This is a genomic window from Methylocystis sp. SB2, from assembly GCF_049817085.1.
Classification (GTDB): Bacteria; Pseudomonadota; Alphaproteobacteria; order Rhizobiales; family Beijerinckiaceae; genus Methylocystis; species Methylocystis rosea.
The window spans coordinates 2,405,610-2,422,957 of record NZ_CP187401.1 but is presented as its reverse complement, the minus strand read 5'-3'; the positions used below and the strand labels follow the sequence as shown (position 1 = coordinate 2,422,957).

General features: G+C 60.8%; 23 protein-coding genes. 5 read left to right on the top strand and 18 right to left on the bottom strand.

Going from position 1 to position 17,348, the window contains the following annotated elements; genetic code table 11:
• Nucleotides 1–7: 7 nt before the first annotated feature.
• The 8 genes from ACPS74_RS11920 to ACPS74_RS11885 all read right to left on the bottom strand — a co-directional run bounded on the left by ACPS74_RS11920 (nucleotide 8) and on the right by ACPS74_RS11885 (nucleotide 4,331).
• The gene (locus tag ACPS74_RS11920; protein ID WP_029652191.1) at nucleotides 8–364 is read right to left on the bottom strand and encodes a hypothetical protein; all 357 of its coding nucleotides are present in this window, start codon (nucleotides 362–364) and stop codon (nucleotides 8–10) included.
• A 17-nt stretch (nucleotides 365–381) separates the two neighbouring features.
• Complete coding sequence (locus ACPS74_RS11915; RefSeq protein ID WP_026222711.1) at nucleotides 382–621, bottom strand: nitrogen fixation protein NifZ; 240 nt, start codon at nucleotides 619–621, stop codon at nucleotides 382–384.
• Nucleotides 622–632: 11 nt separating this feature from the next.
• Complete coding sequence (locus tag ACPS74_RS11910; protein ID WP_014892123.1) at nucleotides 633–935, bottom strand: nitrogen fixation protein NifZ; 303 nt, start codon at nucleotides 933–935, stop codon at nucleotides 633–635.
• A 395-nt stretch (nucleotides 936–1,330) separates the two neighbouring features.
• Nucleotides 1,331–2,194 carry an SIR2 family NAD-dependent protein deacylase gene (locus ACPS74_RS11905; protein ID WP_029652193.1) on the bottom strand — a complete coding sequence of 288 codons (864 nt, stop codon included), beginning with the start codon at nucleotides 2,192–2,194 and terminating at the stop codon, nucleotides 1,331–1,333.
• A gap of 5 nt (nucleotides 2,195–2,199) precedes the next feature.
• Nucleotides 2,200–2,415, bottom strand: a complete 216-nt coding sequence (nifT, locus tag ACPS74_RS11900; protein WP_018406774.1) for a putative nitrogen fixation protein NifT — start codon at nucleotides 2,413–2,415, stop codon at nucleotides 2,200–2,202.
• Nucleotides 2,416–2,451: 36 nt separating this feature from the next.
• A complete protein-coding gene (nifS, locus tag ACPS74_RS11895) occupies nucleotides 2,452–3,639 on the bottom strand; it encodes a cysteine desulfurase NifS (RefSeq protein WP_029652194.1) in 1,188 nt (395 codons plus the stop codon).
• A gap of 12 nt (nucleotides 3,640–3,651) precedes the next feature.
• A complete protein-coding gene (locus tag ACPS74_RS11890) occupies nucleotides 3,652–3,951 on the bottom strand; it encodes a NifU family protein (protein WP_029652195.1) in 300 nt (99 codons plus the stop codon).
• A 59-nt stretch (nucleotides 3,952–4,010) separates the two neighbouring features.
• Nucleotides 4,011–4,331: an iron-sulfur cluster assembly accessory protein gene (locus ACPS74_RS11885; RefSeq protein ID WP_014892118.1), complete on the bottom strand. Its 321-nt coding sequence runs from the start codon at nucleotides 4,329–4,331 to the stop codon at nucleotides 4,011–4,013.
• Between the two features lie 265 nt (nucleotides 4,332–4,596).
• Between ACPS74_RS11885 and ACPS74_RS11880 the strand changes: the two genes are divergently transcribed.
• Nucleotides 4,597–5,187 carry a hypothetical protein gene (locus tag ACPS74_RS11880; protein WP_029652196.1) on the top strand — a complete coding sequence of 197 codons (591 nt, stop codon included), beginning with the start codon at nucleotides 4,597–4,599 and terminating at the stop codon, nucleotides 5,185–5,187.
• Nucleotides 5,188–5,400: 213 nt separating this feature from the next.
• Here ACPS74_RS11880 and ACPS74_RS11875 read toward each other — a convergent pair whose 3' ends face one another.
• Complete coding sequence (locus ACPS74_RS11875; RefSeq protein ID WP_029652197.1) at nucleotides 5,401–5,859, bottom strand: Rieske (2Fe-2S) protein; 459 nt, start codon at nucleotides 5,857–5,859, stop codon at nucleotides 5,401–5,403.
• Complete coding sequence (locus tag ACPS74_RS11870) at nucleotides 5,859–7,463, bottom strand: flavin monoamine oxidase family protein (RefSeq protein WP_029652198.1); 1,605 nt, start codon at nucleotides 7,461–7,463, stop codon at nucleotides 5,859–5,861. Before ACPS74_RS11870 ends, ACPS74_RS11875 begins: the two co-directional genes overlap by 1 nt.
• A gap of 144 nt (nucleotides 7,464–7,607) precedes the next feature.
• Between ACPS74_RS11870 and ACPS74_RS11865 the strand changes: the two genes are divergently transcribed.
• The 4 genes from ACPS74_RS11865 to ACPS74_RS11850 are packed head-to-tail and all read left to right on the top strand — an operon-like array spanning nucleotide 7,608 to nucleotide 9,565.
• A complete protein-coding gene (locus ACPS74_RS11865; RefSeq protein WP_018406768.1) occupies nucleotides 7,608–8,063 on the top strand; it encodes a hypothetical protein in 456 nt (151 codons plus the stop codon).
• A 60-nt stretch (nucleotides 8,064–8,123) separates the two neighbouring features.
• Nucleotides 8,124–8,978 carry a sulfurtransferase gene (locus ACPS74_RS11860; protein ID WP_029652199.1) on the top strand — a complete coding sequence of 285 codons (855 nt, stop codon included), beginning with the start codon at nucleotides 8,124–8,126 and terminating at the stop codon, nucleotides 8,976–8,978.
• Between the two features lie 15 nt (nucleotides 8,979–8,993).
• Nucleotides 8,994–9,248, top strand: a complete 255-nt coding sequence (locus tag ACPS74_RS11855) for a hypothetical protein (RefSeq protein ID WP_029652200.1) — start codon at nucleotides 8,994–8,996, stop codon at nucleotides 9,246–9,248.
• A gap of 2 nt (nucleotides 9,249–9,250) precedes the next feature.
• On the top strand, nucleotides 9,251–9,565 hold the full coding sequence (locus ACPS74_RS11850; RefSeq protein ID WP_026222706.1) for a hypothetical protein: 315 nt from the start codon (nucleotides 9,251–9,253) through the stop codon (nucleotides 9,563–9,565).
• Nucleotides 9,566–9,620: 55 nt separating this feature from the next.
• Here ACPS74_RS11850 and fdxB read toward each other — a convergent pair whose 3' ends face one another.
• From fdxB to nifD, 8 genes are all read right to left on the bottom strand, one after another.
• Nucleotides 9,621–9,920 carry a ferredoxin III, nif-specific gene (gene fdxB, locus ACPS74_RS11845; protein WP_026222705.1) on the bottom strand — a complete coding sequence of 100 codons (300 nt, stop codon included), beginning with the start codon at nucleotides 9,918–9,920 and terminating at the stop codon, nucleotides 9,621–9,623.
• Between the two features lie 23 nt (nucleotides 9,921–9,943).
• Nucleotides 9,944–10,144 (bottom strand): CCE_0567 family metalloprotein, encoded by a 201-nt coding sequence (locus tag ACPS74_RS11840; protein WP_029652201.1) that lies wholly within the window; start codon nucleotides 10,142–10,144, stop codon nucleotides 9,944–9,946.
• 8 nt (nucleotides 10,145–10,152) lie between these two features.
• A complete protein-coding gene (locus tag ACPS74_RS11835) occupies nucleotides 10,153–10,623 on the bottom strand; it encodes a NifX-associated nitrogen fixation protein (protein WP_026222704.1) in 471 nt (156 codons plus the stop codon).
• 9 nt (nucleotides 10,624–10,632) lie between these two features.
• A complete protein-coding gene (nifX, locus tag ACPS74_RS11830; protein ID WP_018406761.1) occupies nucleotides 10,633–11,028 on the bottom strand; it encodes a nitrogen fixation protein NifX in 396 nt (131 codons plus the stop codon).
• A gap of 19 nt (nucleotides 11,029–11,047) precedes the next feature.
• Nucleotides 11,048–12,424, bottom strand: coding sequence for a nitrogenase iron-molybdenum cofactor biosynthesis protein NifN (gene nifN / locus ACPS74_RS11825; protein ID WP_029652202.1), 1,377 nt, complete (start codon nucleotides 12,422–12,424; stop codon nucleotides 11,048–11,050).
• A 4-nt stretch (nucleotides 12,425–12,428) separates the two neighbouring features.
• A complete protein-coding gene (nifE, locus tag ACPS74_RS11820) occupies nucleotides 12,429–14,099 on the bottom strand; it encodes a nitrogenase iron-molybdenum cofactor biosynthesis protein NifE (RefSeq protein WP_029652203.1) in 1,671 nt (556 codons plus the stop codon).
• A gap of 80 nt (nucleotides 14,100–14,179) precedes the next feature.
• Nucleotides 14,180–15,739 (bottom strand): nitrogenase molybdenum-iron protein subunit beta, encoded by a 1,560-nt coding sequence (gene nifK, locus ACPS74_RS11815; protein ID WP_029648357.1) that lies wholly within the window; start codon nucleotides 15,737–15,739, stop codon nucleotides 14,180–14,182.
• Between the two features lie 66 nt (nucleotides 15,740–15,805).
• The gene (nifD, locus tag ACPS74_RS11810) at nucleotides 15,806–17,308 is read right to left on the bottom strand and encodes a nitrogenase molybdenum-iron protein alpha chain (RefSeq protein WP_018406757.1); all 1,503 of its coding nucleotides are present in this window, start codon (nucleotides 17,306–17,308) and stop codon (nucleotides 15,806–15,808) included.
• Nucleotides 17,309–17,348 lie beyond the last annotated feature (40 nt).

Genomic DNA, 17,348 nt, shown 5'->3' with positions numbered 1-17,348 from the left:
ATCAAACTCACTGCCAGAAGCGCCGCTCGGCGTCTTCCTTGAGATGGTCGAGCAACTCCGCAAGACGTGAAAACTCGCTGTCCAGCTCCCACACGCCGATTGCATGGTCCTTGCGAAGAAGGCGCCAATTGCCTTTGCGCTCGTCGAAGAGCACTAAGGCGATATCGATGACGCCGCCGTCCGGATCGACGTTCCGCGAACAACACGGGCTCTGAATGCGATAGCCGTTCGCGGTTTTCGTCACGACTGGCGTGACATAGCGGTAGCGACGCCGTTGTTCCAAGGCGCGCACGATGCGCTTGTAGTCGAATTCATTCGGCTGAGCCGACGCGGCGCCACCGAGTGTCGTGACCGTCGATCGCATGCTCGCCAACGCTCCTCTTACAAGGGCGCGATCTCTTCCTCGAGACAACCGACGACACGGCCGTCGGGAAATTCAACGAGATAGATCGGCGTATTCGTATCCGTATGCGATCCGACCTGCACGATTTCGCCCAAACCGCCGTTGGCGACGAGCAGCGCCTCCGGTTTCTCGTCGGGATAACTCCCATCATTGACCAGATCGACGAGCGTCTTCACTCGCTGACCCCATTGATATTTCGGCATTCGTGGTTCGAACACGTTCACACTCCTCAAGGCAGCGGGAGATCGACGTCATCGCGCGGATTAGCCGACTCGAGTTCCTTGCGCTTCATGCCGACGCGATTGCCGCTTTCGGTGAACTCAATCCCGTAGATATAGAATTGTTGGAGAAAGGTGCCGATGCTCACGACGTACCCTTCCTCGCCTTTCTTGGCGAGAACCTCGCCGATCTCCTTGCCCGCGTATGTCCCGTCGTTGCGGATCGTACGCTTCGCCTTCACTTTCTCGCCGAAGGAAAAGACGGGCGGCGCAGTCAGTTCACAAACTTCACTGTCGCGAACGATGTTGCTCATCGCTGTCTTCTTCCATGGTGTCGGCCTGCAGTTACACGCCGCTCAAACCGCCGGGAATCGTCTCGTCATCGACCTGACTCGGCGCCGTCGAACTGCGTGACGGAACCGCGAAGCCGCGTCTTTCGCTTCGCCGAACAAGAGGCAACATGCGTGCCACGCTGCAGTGTGAAGAGGCCGAGCGAAAAAGGGCTGCGGGCCTGTACCATTGCCGACAAGCGAGACATGGCAGTCAAGAATGAATGTAAAAAATGCTACATCCGTCGAAACTTGTTTGGCTTCGCTTCTGCGTTGAAGGCGCGACGACAGTTTCGGCCATGCATCTTCCGCCGACGCGCACGAATCACCGAGCGCTTTGGCCGGGTCGCCCGCCGCCGCGCCAGTAAGGTAGCGATCCCTTAGCGGATCAGGATCTCGCATGCGCGATCGATGGGAAGCGCGATCGGTATGATCCCCTGGATCGTGAGAAACTTCAGCTCGTTTTTCGTCAGCACGGCCGGATCGACGATGGCGTGATGCGTCGTCGTCGAACGCTTCATGATCTGCCGGGCGTATGTGCGCAACAACTGATCGTGGAAGCGACAGCCGACAAACAGGAAGCTGCGCTCGGACCGGCGATTCTTTACCGCCTCCGGCAAGGGCGTCTGAATGTCGATCTCTGTTAGCACCTCGACGTAATCGGCGTCAGAGATCAGAAAATTCTTGGCGGGCGCGATGCTGCCATGCGGCTTGTAGAGGACGGTCTTCCAGGCGTCGGCTTTTTCCTTGGTGGTTTCCGTTCCGTCCGCTTCGTAGAACCGGTACCAGCGGTCCTCGCCGATGCCGGCGCGGGTGATGCCCTGGATCTCGCCCCAGTCGCTACGTCCTTCGAGCGCCGAACGCATCGTCGCGTCGTACCAGCTGTCAACGATCATCGGCAGCTGCAGCGACGCAAGGTAGAAATGCAGCGGCGTCGGCGCGATGCTGTCGTTGAAGGCCTGCGACATTAACGTCGAGACGGTCGAACGATGCTTCATGTTCTCGATGTGCTGCGCGCTTGCCCAGCAGTTGCCTTTGGCGCGTTTTGGCAGCGCCACCTTTGTCCCGAAAAACGCGGCGAGCGTCTCGGGCGTCATCGGCACTTCGGTTGGCGTGAGCTGCGTCAACCCAGGACCGATATAGGGAATAACGGTCCCCGTCTTCAGCTCAGCGGCGATTTTGCCGAGCGCTTCCTCGGCCTTCTCGCCTTCAAGGAGGACATAGCTGTCAAATGGCGCGTTCATCGCGTTCACTCCCCTTCGCCGCGCTTGCGCGCATTGACTGTGATCGGAAGCGAAGTGCCGGCCGCCATCTCCGGCAGATCGAGAACCCAGCCGTTGGCGATCTTGATCCAGCCGCCCCACAAACTCTCGTGCTCGGTTTCAACGATCGGCTCTTCCAGGTCCTTTTTGGGGACGTAGATCGACAAGCCGGTCTCTGGCGAACGGCGGATCATGATCTTCATTACATCAACTCCTTTGGCGCGGTCATCGCGCCCGCGCTAGTTCGTGAGCAGCTGCGCTTCCGTATGGCGCGACGCCCGCGCGATTTCCCTCAACTTGGCGACGATGCCGGGCAGCGTCTCCAGCACATCGTCGATCTCTTCAATCGTGTTTTCTCGCGACAGGGAGAAGCGTATCGCGCCATGCAACGCCTCCTCCCGCACGTTCATCGCACGCAGCACATGCGAAGGCTCGGTCGATCCCGCCGTGCAGGCCGAGCCGGTTGAGGCGGCGATGCCGGCGCGATCCAAATGGGTCAATATCGCTTCGCCCTCTATGTCGGAAAAGGCGATGTTGGAGGTGTTGACGAGCCGATTGTCGACGTCGCCGGAAATCTGGCACTGACCGATCCGCTGCGTCACGCCGGCTTCGAGCCTGTCACGCAAGGCCGCGATATGGACGGCGTCTTCTTGCAGGCGCAATCGCGCCAATTCGGCGGCGGCGCCAAGTCCGACGATCCCCGGCGTATTCTCCGTCCCGCCGCGGCGCGCCCGTTCCTGATGGCCGCCACGAAGGAACGGAGCGAATTTCGTTCCCTTACGCACATAGAGCGCGCCGATTCCCTTCGGGCCGTGCAGCTTATGTCCGGAAAGCGAAAGGAAATCGATCTGCGTCGTTTTCAGATCGATCGGAATCTTGCCGACCGCCTGCACAGCGTCGGTATGAAACAAAGCGCCTGCCTCATGCGCGAGACGCGCAAGTTCTTCGACAGGAAACAGCGTACCGGTTTCGTTGTTCGCCCACATCGCCGAGACGATCGCAGTCTTCGGCCCCAGCGCCGCGCGAAAAGCGTCGAGATCGATGCGCCCGCGCGCGTCGACGCCAATGAGATGCACGGTGACGCCACGAGTCTTTTGCAGATGTTCGACGAGCGACAGGATCGCGGGGTGCTCGACGGCGGTGGTCACGATCTCGTCGCGACCCTCGCGCGCCGCGAGCCCGGCCAAGACCGCCGCATTGTCCGATTCCGTACCGCCTGAGGTGAACACGATCTCGTGATCATGCGCCGCGCCCAGCAGCGCCTGCACGCTGCGCCGCGCCTCTCGGACCGCGCCCGAGACCTCGACGCCGAAGCCGTGTGATGACGAGGCGTTGCCGAATTCCTCGCTGAAAAACGGCAGCATCTTCGCCACGACCTCAGGGTCGGTGCGCGTCGTCGCGTTATTGTCGAGATAGACGCGCCGCATCGACACTCTCGCTCAAAGACGCGCCGCGGCACCCGGCACAGGCACGAGCCGCACGAACTCGCCGAGCTCTTCGATCAGCTTGGCCTGGATTCCTTCGAGCGTGGCGCTGCTCAACTTGCAGAGCACGCAGGCGCCGGTGAGTCGCACCATGATTTTGTTGCCGCAGATTTCGATGAGCTCACAGTCGCCGCCGTCGCGGCGCAGATTGGGGCGAATCTCGTCGATGACGGCGCGAATGACCTGCTCGCGCTCCGGCGACGGAGCCGTTTCGATCTGGCCAGCTTCTTCGGTCTTCTGGTTGTCGTGCAACATAGCTTCGTCCTCCGCAACGCAGTCCCGCGGACGCGCTCTCATGAATTGTGAAGTCGGTCTTATCCGAAAGACTTGCCGCAGGAGCAGCTCGATTGCGCGTTCGGATTGTCGAAGGTGAACCCCGAGCCCTGCACCGCGACGACATAGTCGATGGTCGTGCCTGTCAGGAGTTCGTGGCTGGTGTTGTCAATGAACACCTTGACCCCGCTGCGCTCAATCACCGTGTCGTCGGGACTGGCTTCGCGCACAAGACCCATTTTGTATTGATAGCCCGCACAGCCGCCGGCCTCCACCATGATCCTCAGCCCATCGACGGGATCGGCGGCGCTCGAAATGGCCGTCTGCACTGCATTCAGGGCGCTGTCGGTCAGGTTGATCATGTCGCTGTTCCACTATCCAAATGCGGCTGCCTCACTCAAAGCAATTCATGTGCCGCGACAATTGCGGGCTAAACAGCGCGATAGCCCGGAATATCGGGAGGTTTTGTCTTGTTTCGTACATTGCCAACCGCTCCGTGTCGGTTCCGTCGCGCCGATCGCGCCATCGAGGCTTCGAAACTGCGGCGAAGTTTTTGCATGGGGCGCGGCGTAACGAAGGATCCCCCGCGCGGATGCTGCGTACGGATTGCAAAGCGGAGAACTGTCGATGACTCAAATTGAGAAGACTGCCCTTGCTCGGCTGGATCGGGAGGGCCGCCTGCTCAACGCAGTGCTTAAGGGGCCGACCGGCAAGCCGGGACGTTTCGGTTTTCGGGGCGATATCGCGCTAAAATTCCAGGCGCAGCTAGCCGACGAGAAGCGGCCGCCGGATTATAGCATCGAGCAGGTGCTCACCTACGCGAACGAAGGCGAAGCGACGATCCCGATCCTCGCCGGCTATCTGCACAATTTCGCTTATCTCGAAGCGGCCCATGAAGTGATCGGCGATCTTCTCTCGCCCACCGGCGCCTACTTCATGTTCTGCAACAATATCGACCTGCTCGCGAAATTCCGCGTCAAGCTCGGCGAGATCACTTACAACGTGCTGCCCTGCGACGAGTCGACGGTGTGGAAAGAGATGATGGATCTCGCCATGGTCGACAAGAATGACATCAAGAAGCTCGACACCGGCGGCAAGCTCGACGTTCTTCTCGACACCGCGCAGAAGTTCAACGACGCTTACGAAGTCATCGCGTATCAACAGGGCGTCGAGCGCATGGAGCCCGTCAAGAACCGTAACGAAAACCGGCCGGTTTGATCCGGTGGGGGCAGGCCGAACGCCGGCTCCGACCGCCACTGTCCCTGCTCTAGAGCGCGCCGCAAAGAAGTAGAATTGGAGCGCGTGCTCTAGAGAGCGGTTCAATCGCGATGCGATTTGGGAAACGACGCCGCGGACGTCAGATCTTTACCTCCGCTAGCCCACGGTTTCAGGGCGAACTTTCCGCTGAGGCGGAAGCGGATCGCGTCCGCGTCATTCGCCGGCGCATTCCCCTTCTTCGGCGTCTTCGTCGACATCTTCCGCCAGTTTGACGCCGACGACGCAGATGTCATTGTCGATGATCGCGAGAGGCACCGGAACGAGGCCGCGTCCCTTGCACGGGCCCTCAATGCACATGCCAGTGCCGAGCTCGAACAGCGCGCCGTGCTTGCCGCACATTAGCCGCAGCCCGTAATTGGGCTCGAGAAACGTATTTCGCTCCCAATCGAGATTGACGCCGTCGTGCGGGCACTTGTTCAGATAGCCGAACACTTGCTTGCCCCAGCGCACGACGACGATCGGAAACGGCTTCTCTTCGCCATTGTCGTCGAGCCGCACGAGGTTGAAGCCGCGCGCCTTCTGGCTCGGAATGTCGCTCATTGCGCAAAAGGCGTAGACGACCGCTTCCGGCGCCGCGTCGTCCTGCTCGATCGTCGTTCCCTGCTCGCTCATCACGACACCTCCTGCCTCTGCGCTTCGCGCCGCTTCGCCAACAACAGCCCATTCGCCGAAAGCGAAAACTCCCGCCAGGCCGCGGCGATGTCCTGCATGATGACCCGGGTGTATTCTTGAGACAATTTATGTTCGTCCGGGAAGTTGGAAAGGGCGCAGGACGTCTGGTTGAAGGCGACCACGTCGTCCATGATCGACTGCAGCAAGTCGCCAAAAGGTTTTTGGATGCGCGGCGTCAGCGCGGCGCGGCCGCGTTCGATCGCGACGTCGTCCATGTCGAAGGGCAGCGTCGCCAACAGGCTCAGCGCCTGTTGAAACACCTCCTCCATCGCCCCGAGCACAGCCACCTGCGTAAGATTGTCGCGCTCTTGCGACGCCAGGGCGCGATTGAGCCGCCGGCGGTAATTTTCGAAAACCTCGTCGGCGCGCGTGTCCACCCAAGCGGAGAAACGCGCCAGACTCGCCTCGTTCACCGGCATATCGTCGAAGAGGGCGTCGCCGGAGGTCGTCTTTTTCGCCTCGAGCGCCGCCAAGGCGCGCTCGATGCGTCTCGCGGCGTCCAAAGCGCCTTCCAGATAGCCGGCGTTGCGCGCCGCTGTTTCCGAGCCGCCGAGAAACAGCTTCTTATCCCACAGCGCTTGGCGCAATAGAGGATTCGCGACGTCGTGCGAACCGTCGCCGCCCTGCTGCGCGCGGTCGGCCGCGCTGCACGTTAGTCGCTCTTTCGCCCAATCCTGATAGTGAATGTGCAATGGTTCGACATTGCGGGCAAACACATTGCAGATTTGACTCTCAAGCAACACCGGCAGACCCACGCCGAAGGACTCGCGCAAGTCGGCGTTGAGGGCAAGAAAGCCGCCGAGCGCATAAAGACCCGCCGCCATGTCGCAGGCGTCGAAGATTTCGCCGATCACGGCTTGCTCATGCGTGACGAAGGCGGAGCCGGACAGATTCTGCTCCCGCCAAAAGGCGTCGCGATATTCCATCGCAACCTTCGCCTGCGCCGCCATCCAGGTCTCGGCGCCAAGCATGGCTTGGTCCGTCGCCTCGTCCAAAGGCGGCGTGAAGAGAACGGCCTCGCACAGCAAGCGCGGCGGCAGAGCGAGAACGACGCGGCGCGCCGCGATCTCCATGGGTTCTTCGCCGGTCTTGAATGCGAGCATGACGTGGTCGCCGCAATCCCGCAGGCTCGCCAGCTCGTGACCGAGATGCATTGACGCCGCTGGCAGTGCGCGGGCCAAAGCCTCCACCAAGACCGTCATCCCGCCGTGCAAACGCCGCGCGTCGTCGTAAAGGCGCTTGTCTTCGATGCGCTCGGCGCTTTTTTCGCCTTCGCGCAAATGCAGCACGGCGCCTTCATCGTGCTGGGCGAAGTCAGGCAGCGCCAGTTCTTTGACGAGTTGCGCCATCAGCGGCTGCGTTTTCGGCCAAAACCACGTCGGGCCGAGGTCCAAGCCGCCGCCGCCGTCGCGCGGCGCCGTGAGAATGCGCCCGCCGAGGCGATCGCGCGCCTCGAAGATCGCAATGTCTTGTCCGCGCAGGTGGAGCTTTCGCGCCAGCGCCAAACCGCATAACCCGCCGCCGATGATCGCCACGTCCAACATGTTGCGTCGTCCGCTCCCTGTTCGATGCAGGGGATAGCAATTAGTGTGCAAGATTCTCGGCGACGCGCGAACGGCTGATCTATCGGACGTCATGGCACGAAACTTGAACCTCCCTGCTGGAGTTGCACAGCTAAGGAGTCGAAGATGAATCTGGCCACCGAATTCGCTAACTGCTCGCCGGACGAGTTGAAGGAACTGCTGAGCGGCGGCACGTTGACCGTCTACTCCGTCGCGCGCCCCGCGACGGCGAACATCGCGGTCGACCGCAGTGGCGTGTTGGCGGCTTTTACGTTCGCCTCGCCGGCGTTTGGTCCCTCCACCGACGGCGTTGAGACGCCCTTGTTCGTCGCCGATTCCGTTCCGGCGTCCACGACCGGCACGCCGGGATTTGCGCGGGCGCGCAAGGCCGACGGCACGGTGGTCGCGGATTTTTCCGCCGGCAGCGGCGATCGTGAAATCAAATTCGCCGAGGTCTCCTGCTCGCCCGGCGCTCCGGTGAAGGTTGTCAAATTCACCATCAAGCAGGGCGACTGGCCGGAGCGGCCCGACTATTACGGCACGCGTCCGCGCTCCGGCTATCCGCTTCCCGTCGCCCCGTGACGCTCCGTGACGCTTGGCGACGCGCCACAATTGTGAACTTGCAGACAAGAGGTCCGACCGATGGCTGAACCCCTGACCGGCGCGCTCGTCAGCGCGGCATGGCTAGCCGAACATCTGAGCGACGGCGACATTCGCATTCTCGACTGCACCTGGCATCATCCGAGCACCAATCTCGACGGCCGCAATCAATATCGCGGCCGGCATTTGCCGGGCTCCGTCCATTTCGACGTCGATCACATCGCCGATCCGAATTCCGATCTGCCGCACATGTTGCCGGATGCGGCGGACTTTGCCAAAAAAGTCGGACTGCTCGGCATTGGAGACGGCGACCGCGTGATCGTCTACGACCGGCTCTTCGGCGGTTCGGCGGCGGCGCGCGTGTGGTGGATGTTCCGCGTCTTCGGCCATGACAACGTCGCGATGCTCGACGGCGGATTCAACCAATGGGTCGCCGCCAAACATCCAACCGAAATGTCGCCGGTGCGTCCGCAGCCCAGGACCTTCACGCCGAACTTCAGGCCGGAGCTCGTCCGCAATTTCGATCAAATGAAAAGCGTTGTCGGGAACGGCGGCGAGCAGATTGTCGACGGCCGCGGGCCGGGCAAATTCGACGGCTCGCAAGCCGACGTCTTTCCCTTCAAGAAACTCGGACATATTCCGGGCGCCGTGAACGTGCCTTGGGCCGATCTGGTCGATCCGCAGACAGGCGTGCTCCTCGATTCCAAGGGGCTGCGCGCGCGGTTCGAAGCAGCCGGCGTGGATCTGAGCAAGCCGATCGTCGCCACCTGTGCTTCGGGCATGACGTCCTGCATGGACGCCCTGGCGCTCTATCTCCTCGGACGGGGCGATGTCGCCGTCTACGACGGATCCTGGGCGGAGTGGGAGCGCGCCGAACAAGCGGCGGTGGCGGCTTAAGAAGGAGTGCAGCGCGTGAGCGTTCGCGATGACCATGAGCTCGAAACGGGAGACGAGTATGCTCTCTCCACCGCGGCCGATCGGACGCGCTTCACGCTTCACAACAAAGCCGACGGAATGATCGCTGAATTGCACGGCGACGACGCCGCGCGCTTTCTCAAGGACTACGACGAATTAAAGCTCCAATATCCCGACTGGAATGCAGATAAGCTACTCGCCCAACTTTGGGATCAGGGCGGCTATGGCTGGCTCGCGCAACAGGAAGAGTGACGATGACGACTCTCGTGAAGATCACTGAAGATGGACGAAAACTCGAAGTCAAAGGCTTTGCGCTCTATCTTGACGGCGCTCTCGAAGCGGTCGATCTCACCGAGGTGAAGATGCACCCCGCGAAGCGAAAAATCTGGTCGATCATGCCGGACGCGACCCATGTCGCCGGCCGCGTGGCGCTGAACGCGGAAGAGACCGCAACTGTCAGGAAGGCGCTCGCCGACGCTCAGGCGATGATGTTGGCCGATCCCATCGCGATCGCTGAGCGCTTTCGCATCGCCGCCATGTGGAAGGCGCGCGAGCAGGGCATCGAGTAGCAAATTCAGGCTTGGCGTTGCGAGCCTCCTTTTTGGAGGCTCGCATTTTTTCTACTCAAACCAGCGCGACGTCTTCCGCCGCATGCGTTTGACAATTGGTCGGACACACGCGCGCGCAGGCGCCGCAGCCGATGCAGGCGCCGGTATCATTCATCACCATAATTTTCTTTTCGACTTCTTCGTCCTCATCGTCGTCCAGCGCAACGAGTTCGCCGTCCTCGTTCAAACCTTTCAGCGTCATCACGTCGCGACCGCACACCTTGAAACAGCGTCCGCAACCGATGCATTTACCGGGATCGATCGCAACAAGGTATTCTGGACACCAATCGCGCCCATCGCGCGTCGCTTGTGACATGGCCGTATACTTTCTTTCTCGAGTTAGACCGTCTCCAGGGACTTCAACTTGGCGCGCTTCTTCTCCAGCTCGGCAAAAGCTTCATGCGCCCTTTGCGCAATCTCGGGGATTGTGGGCCAATTGATCGGCAGCTCTTCCGAAAGATCATGCAGATCCATTTTGGCCTGCATGGCCTTTGCCGAAAGCTTTTTGATTTCCGCCTTCAGATCGTCGATCTCGCTCATCACTGACCTCAGTATTTTGCGACGTCCGGGTATTTTTCGATCATCTCGACGCCGGACTGAACATATTTGTCGCCTTCTGACGCGAGCTTCTCGAAACTGTCGAATCCGAAGCGATGCACGTCGCGAAGTTGCTTGTTCACGACGATCAAGCGTCCGCCGATCAGCACCATGCGGCCGAAACCTTCGTGGCTCATCTTCAGCATGGGCGAGATCATGACGCCCGTGGCGCGTTCGATGGAGAGCGCGATAGCGTTGAAGAAGAGCTCCATGCGCCAGATCGTCTCTGGATCGGGATCGCCGATGATCGGCAGCGCGCGGCGCGCCTCTTTGTCGAGGACATAGGGAGCCAAGAGTTCGAGGTCGCCCTTCGTCTCCCAGGTCCCGTGCGTGTCCTGGGCGCGCCAGACCTTGATGAGCTCCTTCATGAACGGAAGCTCGGAGACCGGAGTTTTTTCGAGCACGGCGGTAGGTTCAGTCATGAGCATTCCTCACTCTTCGAAATCGAGCACGCGCTCTTTTCCCTTGGTCAATGCTTTGCGCAGCCATGGCGGCGGCACGCCTCTCAACACTTCCTGGAGTTTGTCCAGGAGGTCTGAGATGGCTTCCGGCTGATTGACCTTCATCGGATGAATGTTGTTGGCGACGACTCGCGCCGCGCCAGAGCCGCCGATCGCGGCGACGTAAAGAATGGCGCAATTTTTGATCGCGTCGATCTTCGGCGCGAGCTTGTCCTCATTGCCATCTTCCTTGAGATCGCCGTCAAATTGGATGGCCTCGACGAATTCGTGACCTTCCGGTCCGATCTCGTAGATCGCGATGTTCTTGGCCCAGCCGAAATGCGCGTCGACGCGTTTCAAATCCTGGGTTGCGAATGCGACTTTCATAGCGCCTCCTTTTTCGCCCCTAGTGCGAGGTTGCGGCGTGTGACGGGCCGACGCCATCGCGCCAGCTGTCAGGTGTCGGTTCGTGGTTGTCGTCGTGATCGGCCATCAACAGATTGCTGATGTCAAAGATCAGATCGCGACCGCCGCGATAGCCGACCATCAACTGATGCCCGCCGCCGAGGCGGTCGAACATCGGAATGCCCATGCGAAAGAACGGGATCTTCAAGCGAGAGGCCGCTTGCCTGCCGTGCGAATGGGTGACCATCAGATCGCAGTCCTTGGCCTTCGCCAAATTCTCGAGATCTTCAAGATCGCCGATCAGCACCTCTTCGGTCGGCAGTCGTTCGAGCACCGGCGATTGCGTGGTCGTCACCGCGACAAGAAGTTGCGCGCCCATTTCGGTCAGCAGTCCGCCGATCTCATTGAGCAGGTCCGGCTCGGCGCCGACCGCAAGTTTCCGCCCGCCGATGTGGAAATGTCCGTCCAGCATCGCGTCGACGAGCTGGCCGCGCTGGCGACGATATTTCATCGGTGCCGGGCGGCCGCTGATTTCGGTCAGGAACGACATCAGCGCATCATTGGCCTCAAGCCCGCACAGCCGTTCAAACATCCGGAACGGAACGCCGGTTTTCTTTTGCATGGCTTCGGCGGGGCGCCGCATTTGCGCGCCGATCGCGATCGTCCAGCCGGCCTGACCCATCATGGATATTTCTTCGACGCCAACGCCGCCGATGGTCGTCGGGGTGAAATCATCCGGTATGTGGCCGTCGAGCGATCCGGCGAGATCGGGCAGAAAAGTCGGCTCCAAGCCGAAATCCTCGATGATCGTGCGCAATTCATCGAGGTCGCCCGGCGTCAGATGGCAGCCTGGCAGCACATTGATCTTTGTCGGATCGCGGCGCGCGGCGCTCTTTGGCGCCTCGACCATCGTTTCGACGATGCGCGTCACTGTCTTTTCCCAGCCGTCCTGAAAGGCGTCCTTAAAGTCCGGCGTCGACACATAGACGATCGGCAGATTCGCGACCGCCGCGTTCTTCTCGCGAATGAGCTTGATGTAGCCGTCGACGTCGTCGCCCTTCGTCTCGGTGACCCCCGTCGAGCAAATTCCGATGATCTCGGGCTTCGTGCGGTTGTAGATGTTGAGCACCGCTTGCTCGACATTATCGTAGCCGCCCAGAACCGTCGCGACTTCGCTCATCGCGGTCGTCTGCATCGGAATGGCTTCTTTGAAATGCCGCGTGAACAGCACCAGGCCGAAAGACGTGCAGCCCTGCGAGCCATGCAGGAGCGGCATCGCGCCCCGCAGGCCCATGAAGGCCAAGGCGCCGCCAATCGGCTGGCTCATTTTGAGCGGATTGACCGAGCAGGCCTTCTTGCTGACGGAGACGTTCGCCATTGCGTTACTCCGCCGCGATCGCGTGAGAGGCCGAGACCATCTGCGCGAGAATTTCCTCGATGCGCACGGCGCAGGCGCCGCAGCCGCCGGAGGCGTTCGTCTTCTCGCGCACGCCCTCGACCGTCGAGAGATTGTTCGCGAGGATCGCATCCTCGATCACCCCGAGTTCGACGCTCTTGCAATTGCAGATCTTTTTCGCGCGCCGAGCCTCTTCCGCCTTCACGGGATCGGCGGCGAGCGCCGCCGCCTCGGCTTCCGCCTGCGCCATCGCGCGGCTTTGCCAATTTTCTCCGGCCGTTTCCCAAGGCGCCGGCTTGCGCACCTGCGCCCAAACGGGATTGTAAAGCGCCTTGTCGATCTCTTCGACGAGCTTCACCATGCCGACATAGCCCATATAGGCGTGATGCCGCTCCTGGTTGATGTCGAGCCAGGGCATCGAGGCTTTCAGCGCGATGAACTGCGAGCGGCCGCCCGAGAGCATGATGTCGGCGCGCGCATCCTTGAGCATCTTGTACATTTCGCGCGGCGTCATATCCTCGATCATATGGGCGTCCTGACCCATCAGCTCCTTGATGCGCTCCTTGTCTTCCTTGGTCGACTTCTTGACGGAGGTGCCGACAAGTTCGAGACCCGCCTCTTGCAGCGCCGCGACGACCGACCAGGATTTGACGCCGCCGGTGATCAGCAGCACTTTCTTGCCTTCGAAGCGCGGCTTGTATTTGGCGATCGCCGCCCAGGCCTTTGCCTCTTCCCGCGCGATCAGCGCCTCGGTTCGATCCATCAGTTCGGCGGGCGCGCCGCGCTCGATCAGCATGCGCGCGATCTCGCGCAGCGAGTCGCTGCTATCCTCGATGCCGTAGAAGGAGCCTTCGAAGAAGGGGATGCCGTAGCGCTCCTCCATCTTGCGCGCGACATTGATCATCGCCTTGGAGCAGACCATCATCGCGGCCTTGGCGCGATGCGAGGAGGCGACCTCCTTATATTTTCCGTCGCCGGAGATGCAGGCCATGATGCGAATGCCGAGCTCGTCGAGCAGCGGCTTCACCTGCCACAATTCTCCGGACAGATTGTATTCGCCGATGATATTGAGGTCGTAGGGCGTCGTATATTCCGGCTCTTCCGTGCCGATCACATGTTGCAGCAGCGCCTCGCCCGCAAGCTTGTTGCCGAGATTTTTCGGCCCCACGAAGCCCGGGGAGTTGATCGGAATGACCGGCTTGTTGAATTTCTCGCGCGCCGCTTTGCACACAGCGTCGATATCATCGCCGATCATCGCGGGCACGCAGGTCTGATAGACGAAGATCGCGGGCGGATCGTATTTTTCGATGATCTCGCGGATGGATTTGAACAGCCGCTTCTCGCCGCCGAAGACCACGTCGGTCTCATTGATGTCGGTGGTGAAGCCGGTGCGCCAAAGATTGGAGCCGGAAGACTTCGCGCCGCGATTGTCCCAGCTATTGCCCTCGCAGGCGATCGGGCCATGCACGAGGTGGGCGACGTCCGTGAGTGGTTGAAGGGCGATCTTGGCGCCATCGAAAGCGCAACCGCCAGCCGCGCCGCCGGGCTGCAATTGCTTGGTGCACCCCTTCTTGCGTTCGGCTTCTGATTTGTTCGCGTTCTTACCGCAGCCCGGCTCGTTGAAAACGTCTTGGATCGTGGCCGAAAGCGAACTCATGCCTCTTCTCCTTCACGTTGCGACAGCGTCACTGCAAGCAAGTTGTGGCTCCCGCCGCTCGGGGCGGGAGCCACATCGTCTTAGCGGATAATGTCGAAGCTATAGTCGCTCTTCGCCGGCACGTTGGTGGTGGCGTCGATCGATTCGAAAATGCGATCGAGCACCCACACCAGAACGTTCAGGCCGCCCTGATAGCCCCACACCGGATAGCGGTGGTGATGATGGCGATCGAAGATCGGGAAGCCGATACGGATCAGCGGCGTGCCGGTGTCGCGCTCGAGATATTTCCCGTAGGTGTTGCCGATCAGGAAATCCACCGGCTCGGTGAACAGCAGCGAGCGCATATGCCAAAGATCTTTGCCGGCATAGACGTGGCAATTCTGGCCGAACGGCGAGGAGTCGAACAGCTCCTGCACTTTCGCCGCCCAAGCCTTGCCGCCATTCGTGGCGAGCACGTGCGTCGGTTCGGCGCCAAGCTCCAGCAGGAACCCGGCGAGGCCGAGGCAGAGATCCGGATCGCCGTAGATCGCGAATTTCTTGCCGTGAATGTGGGCGCTTGAATCGGCCACAGCGTCAACAAGACGACCACGCTCGCGCGCCAGCTCTTCAGGGATCGGCTTGCCGGTGATGCGCGACAGCGTCATGAGGAACTTGTCAGTCGCCGAGACGCCAATCGGGTGATTGAAGGCGGCGACTTCCTGACCATGCGCGGCGATCAGCGGCAGCGTCTTCTCGGTGCAATATTCCTGCATCGAGATCGTCGCCTTGGCGTTGATCGCATCGGCAGCCTCTTCCAGCGTCGTGCCGCCGTCATACATGCGGAACTCGCCGTCCGTCGGCGTGTCGAAGACTTCGCTATTGTCGGCGAGGATGGTGTAGTCGATGCCCATCAAGCCGAAGATGCGCTTGACTTCGCGCATATTGCCGACCGTGTAGCCGTCGAAGCCGCCGATGAAGTTGATCTTGTCATTCGGCTTGCGCTCGAGCTTGGCCGTCGTGCCGGCCTTGCCGTCCCAGAAGTGCTCGATGATGCCCTTCAGCGCATTGTCGTAGCCGGTGACGTGGCTGCCGACGAAGGCCGGGGTGTGAGCGAAAGGAACGTCGTATTCCGCCGGAACCGAGCCCTTTTCCTTCGAGGTCTTGATGAAGGCGTTCAGATCGTCGCCGATGACTTCCGCCATGCAGGTGGTCGAGACGGCGATCATCTTCGGCTTATACATGTTGTAGGTGTTGGCCAGGCCATCGATCATGTTGTTGAGGCCGCCGAACACCGCCGCGTCCTCCGTCATCGACGAGGACACGCAGGAGCTCGGCTCCTTGAAGTGTCTCGACAGATGGCTGCGATAATAGGCGACGCAGCCCTGCGATCCATGAACGAAGGGGATCGTTTGCTCGAAACCGACGGCGGCGAAGACCGCGCCGAGCGGCTGGCAGGCCTTGGCCGGATTGACCGTCAATGCCTCACGAGCGAAGTTCTTCTCGCGATATTCGGGGGTCTTGGCCCATTCCCGAACGCGTTCCACCTCAGCCGGATCGCGCGGGTTTTCGAACATCTTCTTCTTGTTCGCCAGCATCTGCTGGTACTCGGGACCTCTGAAGAGGTCAAAATGGTCTAGGACGTGTTCTGCGCTCTGCGGCATGGTCGAACCCTCGCGTCATGCATTTCGGGGAGCCGGCGCGCGCCTTCGCGGCGCGCCGGCGCTGATTTATTCCGCGGCTTGGAGCAGCGGCAGTTCCTCGGTCTTCCAAGGCGCCTTGGTCATTTTCCAGACCGGCGAGTTGATCGCCATGTCCATGTCCCGCGCGAAGATCGCGAAACCGTCATAGCCATGGTAGGGACCCGAATAGTCCCAGCTGTGCATCTGGCGGAAAGGCACGCCCATCTTCTGGAAGACGTATTTTTCCTTGATGCCGGAGCCGACGAGATCGGGCTGGATCTTCTCGACGAATTTTTCGAATTCGTAGCCGGTCACGTCGTCGTAGATCAGCGTTCCGTCCTTAACGTAGTGCTGGGCGGTGCGCTGATAGTCGTCGTTGTGGCCGAACTCATAGCCGGTGCCGACGACTTCCATGCCGAGGTCTTCGTAAGCGCCGATCACGTGACGCGGGCGGAGGCCGCCGACGAACAGCATGACGGTCTTGCCTTCCAGACGCGGACGGTATTTGGCGATCACCGCGTCCATCAGGGGCTGATATTTGGCGATGACCTGCTCAGCGCCTTCCTTGATCTTGTCGTCGAAATAGCTGGCGATCTTGCGCAGCGATTCGGCGATCTTGCTCGGGCCGAAGAAGTTATATTCGCACCACGGAATACCGTACTTCTCTTCCATGTGGCGCGAAATGTAGTTCATCGAACGGTAGCAATGCAGAACGTTCAGCTTCGCCTTCGGCGTCGCTTCCAGTTCGGCGAGGCTGCCGTCGCCCGACCATTGCGCGATCACGCGCAGGCCCATTTCCTCGAGCAGGATGCGCGACGACCAGGCGTCGCCGCCGATGTTGTAGTCGCCGATGATGGCGACGTCATAGGGCGTCGGCTCGAAACGCGGCGCGGCGTCGGGAGCGATCTTGTCGAACACCCAATCACGGATCGCGTCGTTGGCGATGTGATGGCCGAGCGACTGAGAAACGCCGCGGAAGCCCTCGCAACGCACCGGGACGATGGTCTTGCCGTCATATTCCTTCGACTTGGCCTTCGACACCGCTTCGATATCGTCGCCAATGAGCCCGATCGGGCATTCCGACTGAACGGTGATGCCGTTGTTCAGCGGGAACAGCTCCTGGATCTCGTCCATGATCTTCGCGAGCTTCTTGTCGCCGCCGAAGACGATGTCCTTCTCTTGGAAGTCGGACGTGAACTGCATCGTGACGAACGTGTCGATGCCGGTCGTGCCGATGTAATAGTTACGGCGCGCCGCCCAGGAATATTGGCCGCAGCCCACCGGGCCATGGCTGATGTGGATCATGTCCTTGATCGGACCCCAGACAACGCCCTTCGAGCCGGCGTATGCGCAGCCGCGAATGGTCATCACGCCGGGAATCGACTTGATGTTCGACTTCACGCCGCAGTCCGGCTTGCCTTCCTGATGCACGTTGAGGTGCTTTGCGCGGCGCTTGGCGGTCTTCTCGGGATAAACCTTCAGAACTTCTTCGATGAGCGCTTTGTTGCGGTCCTTGATCTCCGCAACGCTCAATGTGGGCGAAACACTCATTTGATGTCTCCTTTAATGCTTTCTGGATTTCAGCTCGACC

What these genes read in the sequence shown, in the direction of transcription:
- nifS (WP_029652194.1), bottom strand. Translation starts at nt 3,639, where the DNA reads ATGCGGCGCGTCTATCTCGACAATAACGCGACGACGCGCACCGACCCT.
- ACPS74_RS11890 (WP_029652195.1), bottom strand. Translation starts at nt 3,951, where the DNA reads ATGTTGCACGACAACCAGAAGACCGAAGAAGCTGGCCAGATCGAAACG.
- nifD (WP_018406757.1), bottom strand. Translation starts at nt 17,308, where the DNA reads ATGAGTGTTTCGCCCACATTGAGCGTTGCGGAGATCAAGGACCGCAAC.
- ACPS74_RS11860 (WP_029652199.1), top strand. Translation starts at nt 8,124, where the DNA reads ATGGCTGAACCCCTGACCGGCGCGCTCGTCAGCGCGGCATGGCTAGCC.
- ACPS74_RS11905 (WP_029652193.1), bottom strand. Translation starts at nt 2,194, where the DNA reads ATGAACGCGCCATTTGACAGCTATGTCCTCCTTGAAGGCGAGAAGGCC.
- nifX (WP_018406761.1), bottom strand. Translation starts at nt 11,028, where the DNA reads ATGAAAGTCGCATTCGCAACCCAGGATTTGAAACGCGTCGACGCGCAT.
- ACPS74_RS11870 (WP_029652198.1), bottom strand. Translation starts at nt 7,463, where the DNA reads ATGTTGGACGTGGCGATCATCGGCGGCGGGTTATGCGGTTTGGCGCTG.
- ACPS74_RS11910 (WP_014892123.1), bottom strand. Translation starts at nt 935, where the DNA reads ATGAGCAACATCGTTCGCGACAGTGAAGTTTGTGAACTGACTGCGCCG.
- nifE (WP_029652203.1), bottom strand. Translation starts at nt 14,099, where the DNA reads ATGAGTTCGCTTTCGGCCACGATCCAAGACGTTTTCAACGAGCCGGGC.
- ACPS74_RS11875 (WP_029652197.1), bottom strand. Translation starts at nt 5,859, where the DNA reads ATGAGCGAGCAGGGAACGACGATCGAGCAGGACGACGCGGCGCCGGAA.
- ACPS74_RS11850 (WP_026222706.1), top strand. Translation starts at nt 9,251, where the DNA reads ATGACGACTCTCGTGAAGATCACTGAAGATGGACGAAAACTCGAAGTC.
- ACPS74_RS11885 (WP_014892118.1), bottom strand. Translation starts at nt 4,331, where the DNA reads ATGATCAACCTGACCGACAGCGCCCTGAATGCAGTGCAGACGGCCATT.
- ACPS74_RS11865 (WP_018406768.1), top strand. Translation starts at nt 7,608, where the DNA reads ATGAATCTGGCCACCGAATTCGCTAACTGCTCGCCGGACGAGTTGAAG.
- nifT (WP_018406774.1), bottom strand. Translation starts at nt 2,415, where the DNA reads ATGAAGATCATGATCCGCCGTTCGCCAGAGACCGGCTTGTCGATCTAC.
- ACPS74_RS11880 (WP_029652196.1), top strand. Translation starts at nt 4,597, where the DNA reads ATGACTCAAATTGAGAAGACTGCCCTTGCTCGGCTGGATCGGGAGGGC.
- ACPS74_RS11840 (WP_029652201.1), bottom strand. Translation starts at nt 10,144, where the DNA reads ATGAGCGAGATCGACGATCTGAAGGCGGAAATCAAAAAGCTTTCGGCA.
- fdxB (WP_026222705.1), bottom strand. Translation starts at nt 9,920, where the DNA reads ATGTCACAAGCGACGCGCGATGGGCGCGATTGGTGTCCAGAATACCTT.
- nifN (WP_029652202.1), bottom strand. Translation starts at nt 12,424, where the DNA reads ATGGCGAACGTCTCCGTCAGCAAGAAGGCCTGCTCGGTCAATCCGCTC.
- nifK (WP_029648357.1), bottom strand. Translation starts at nt 15,739, where the DNA reads ATGCCGCAGAGCGCAGAACACGTCCTAGACCATTTTGACCTCTTCAGA.
- ACPS74_RS11920 (WP_029652191.1), bottom strand. Translation starts at nt 364, where the DNA reads ATGCGATCGACGGTCACGACACTCGGTGGCGCCGCGTCGGCTCAGCCG.
- ACPS74_RS11835 (WP_026222704.1), bottom strand. Translation starts at nt 10,623, where the DNA reads ATGACTGAACCTACCGCCGTGCTCGAAAAAACTCCGGTCTCCGAGCTT.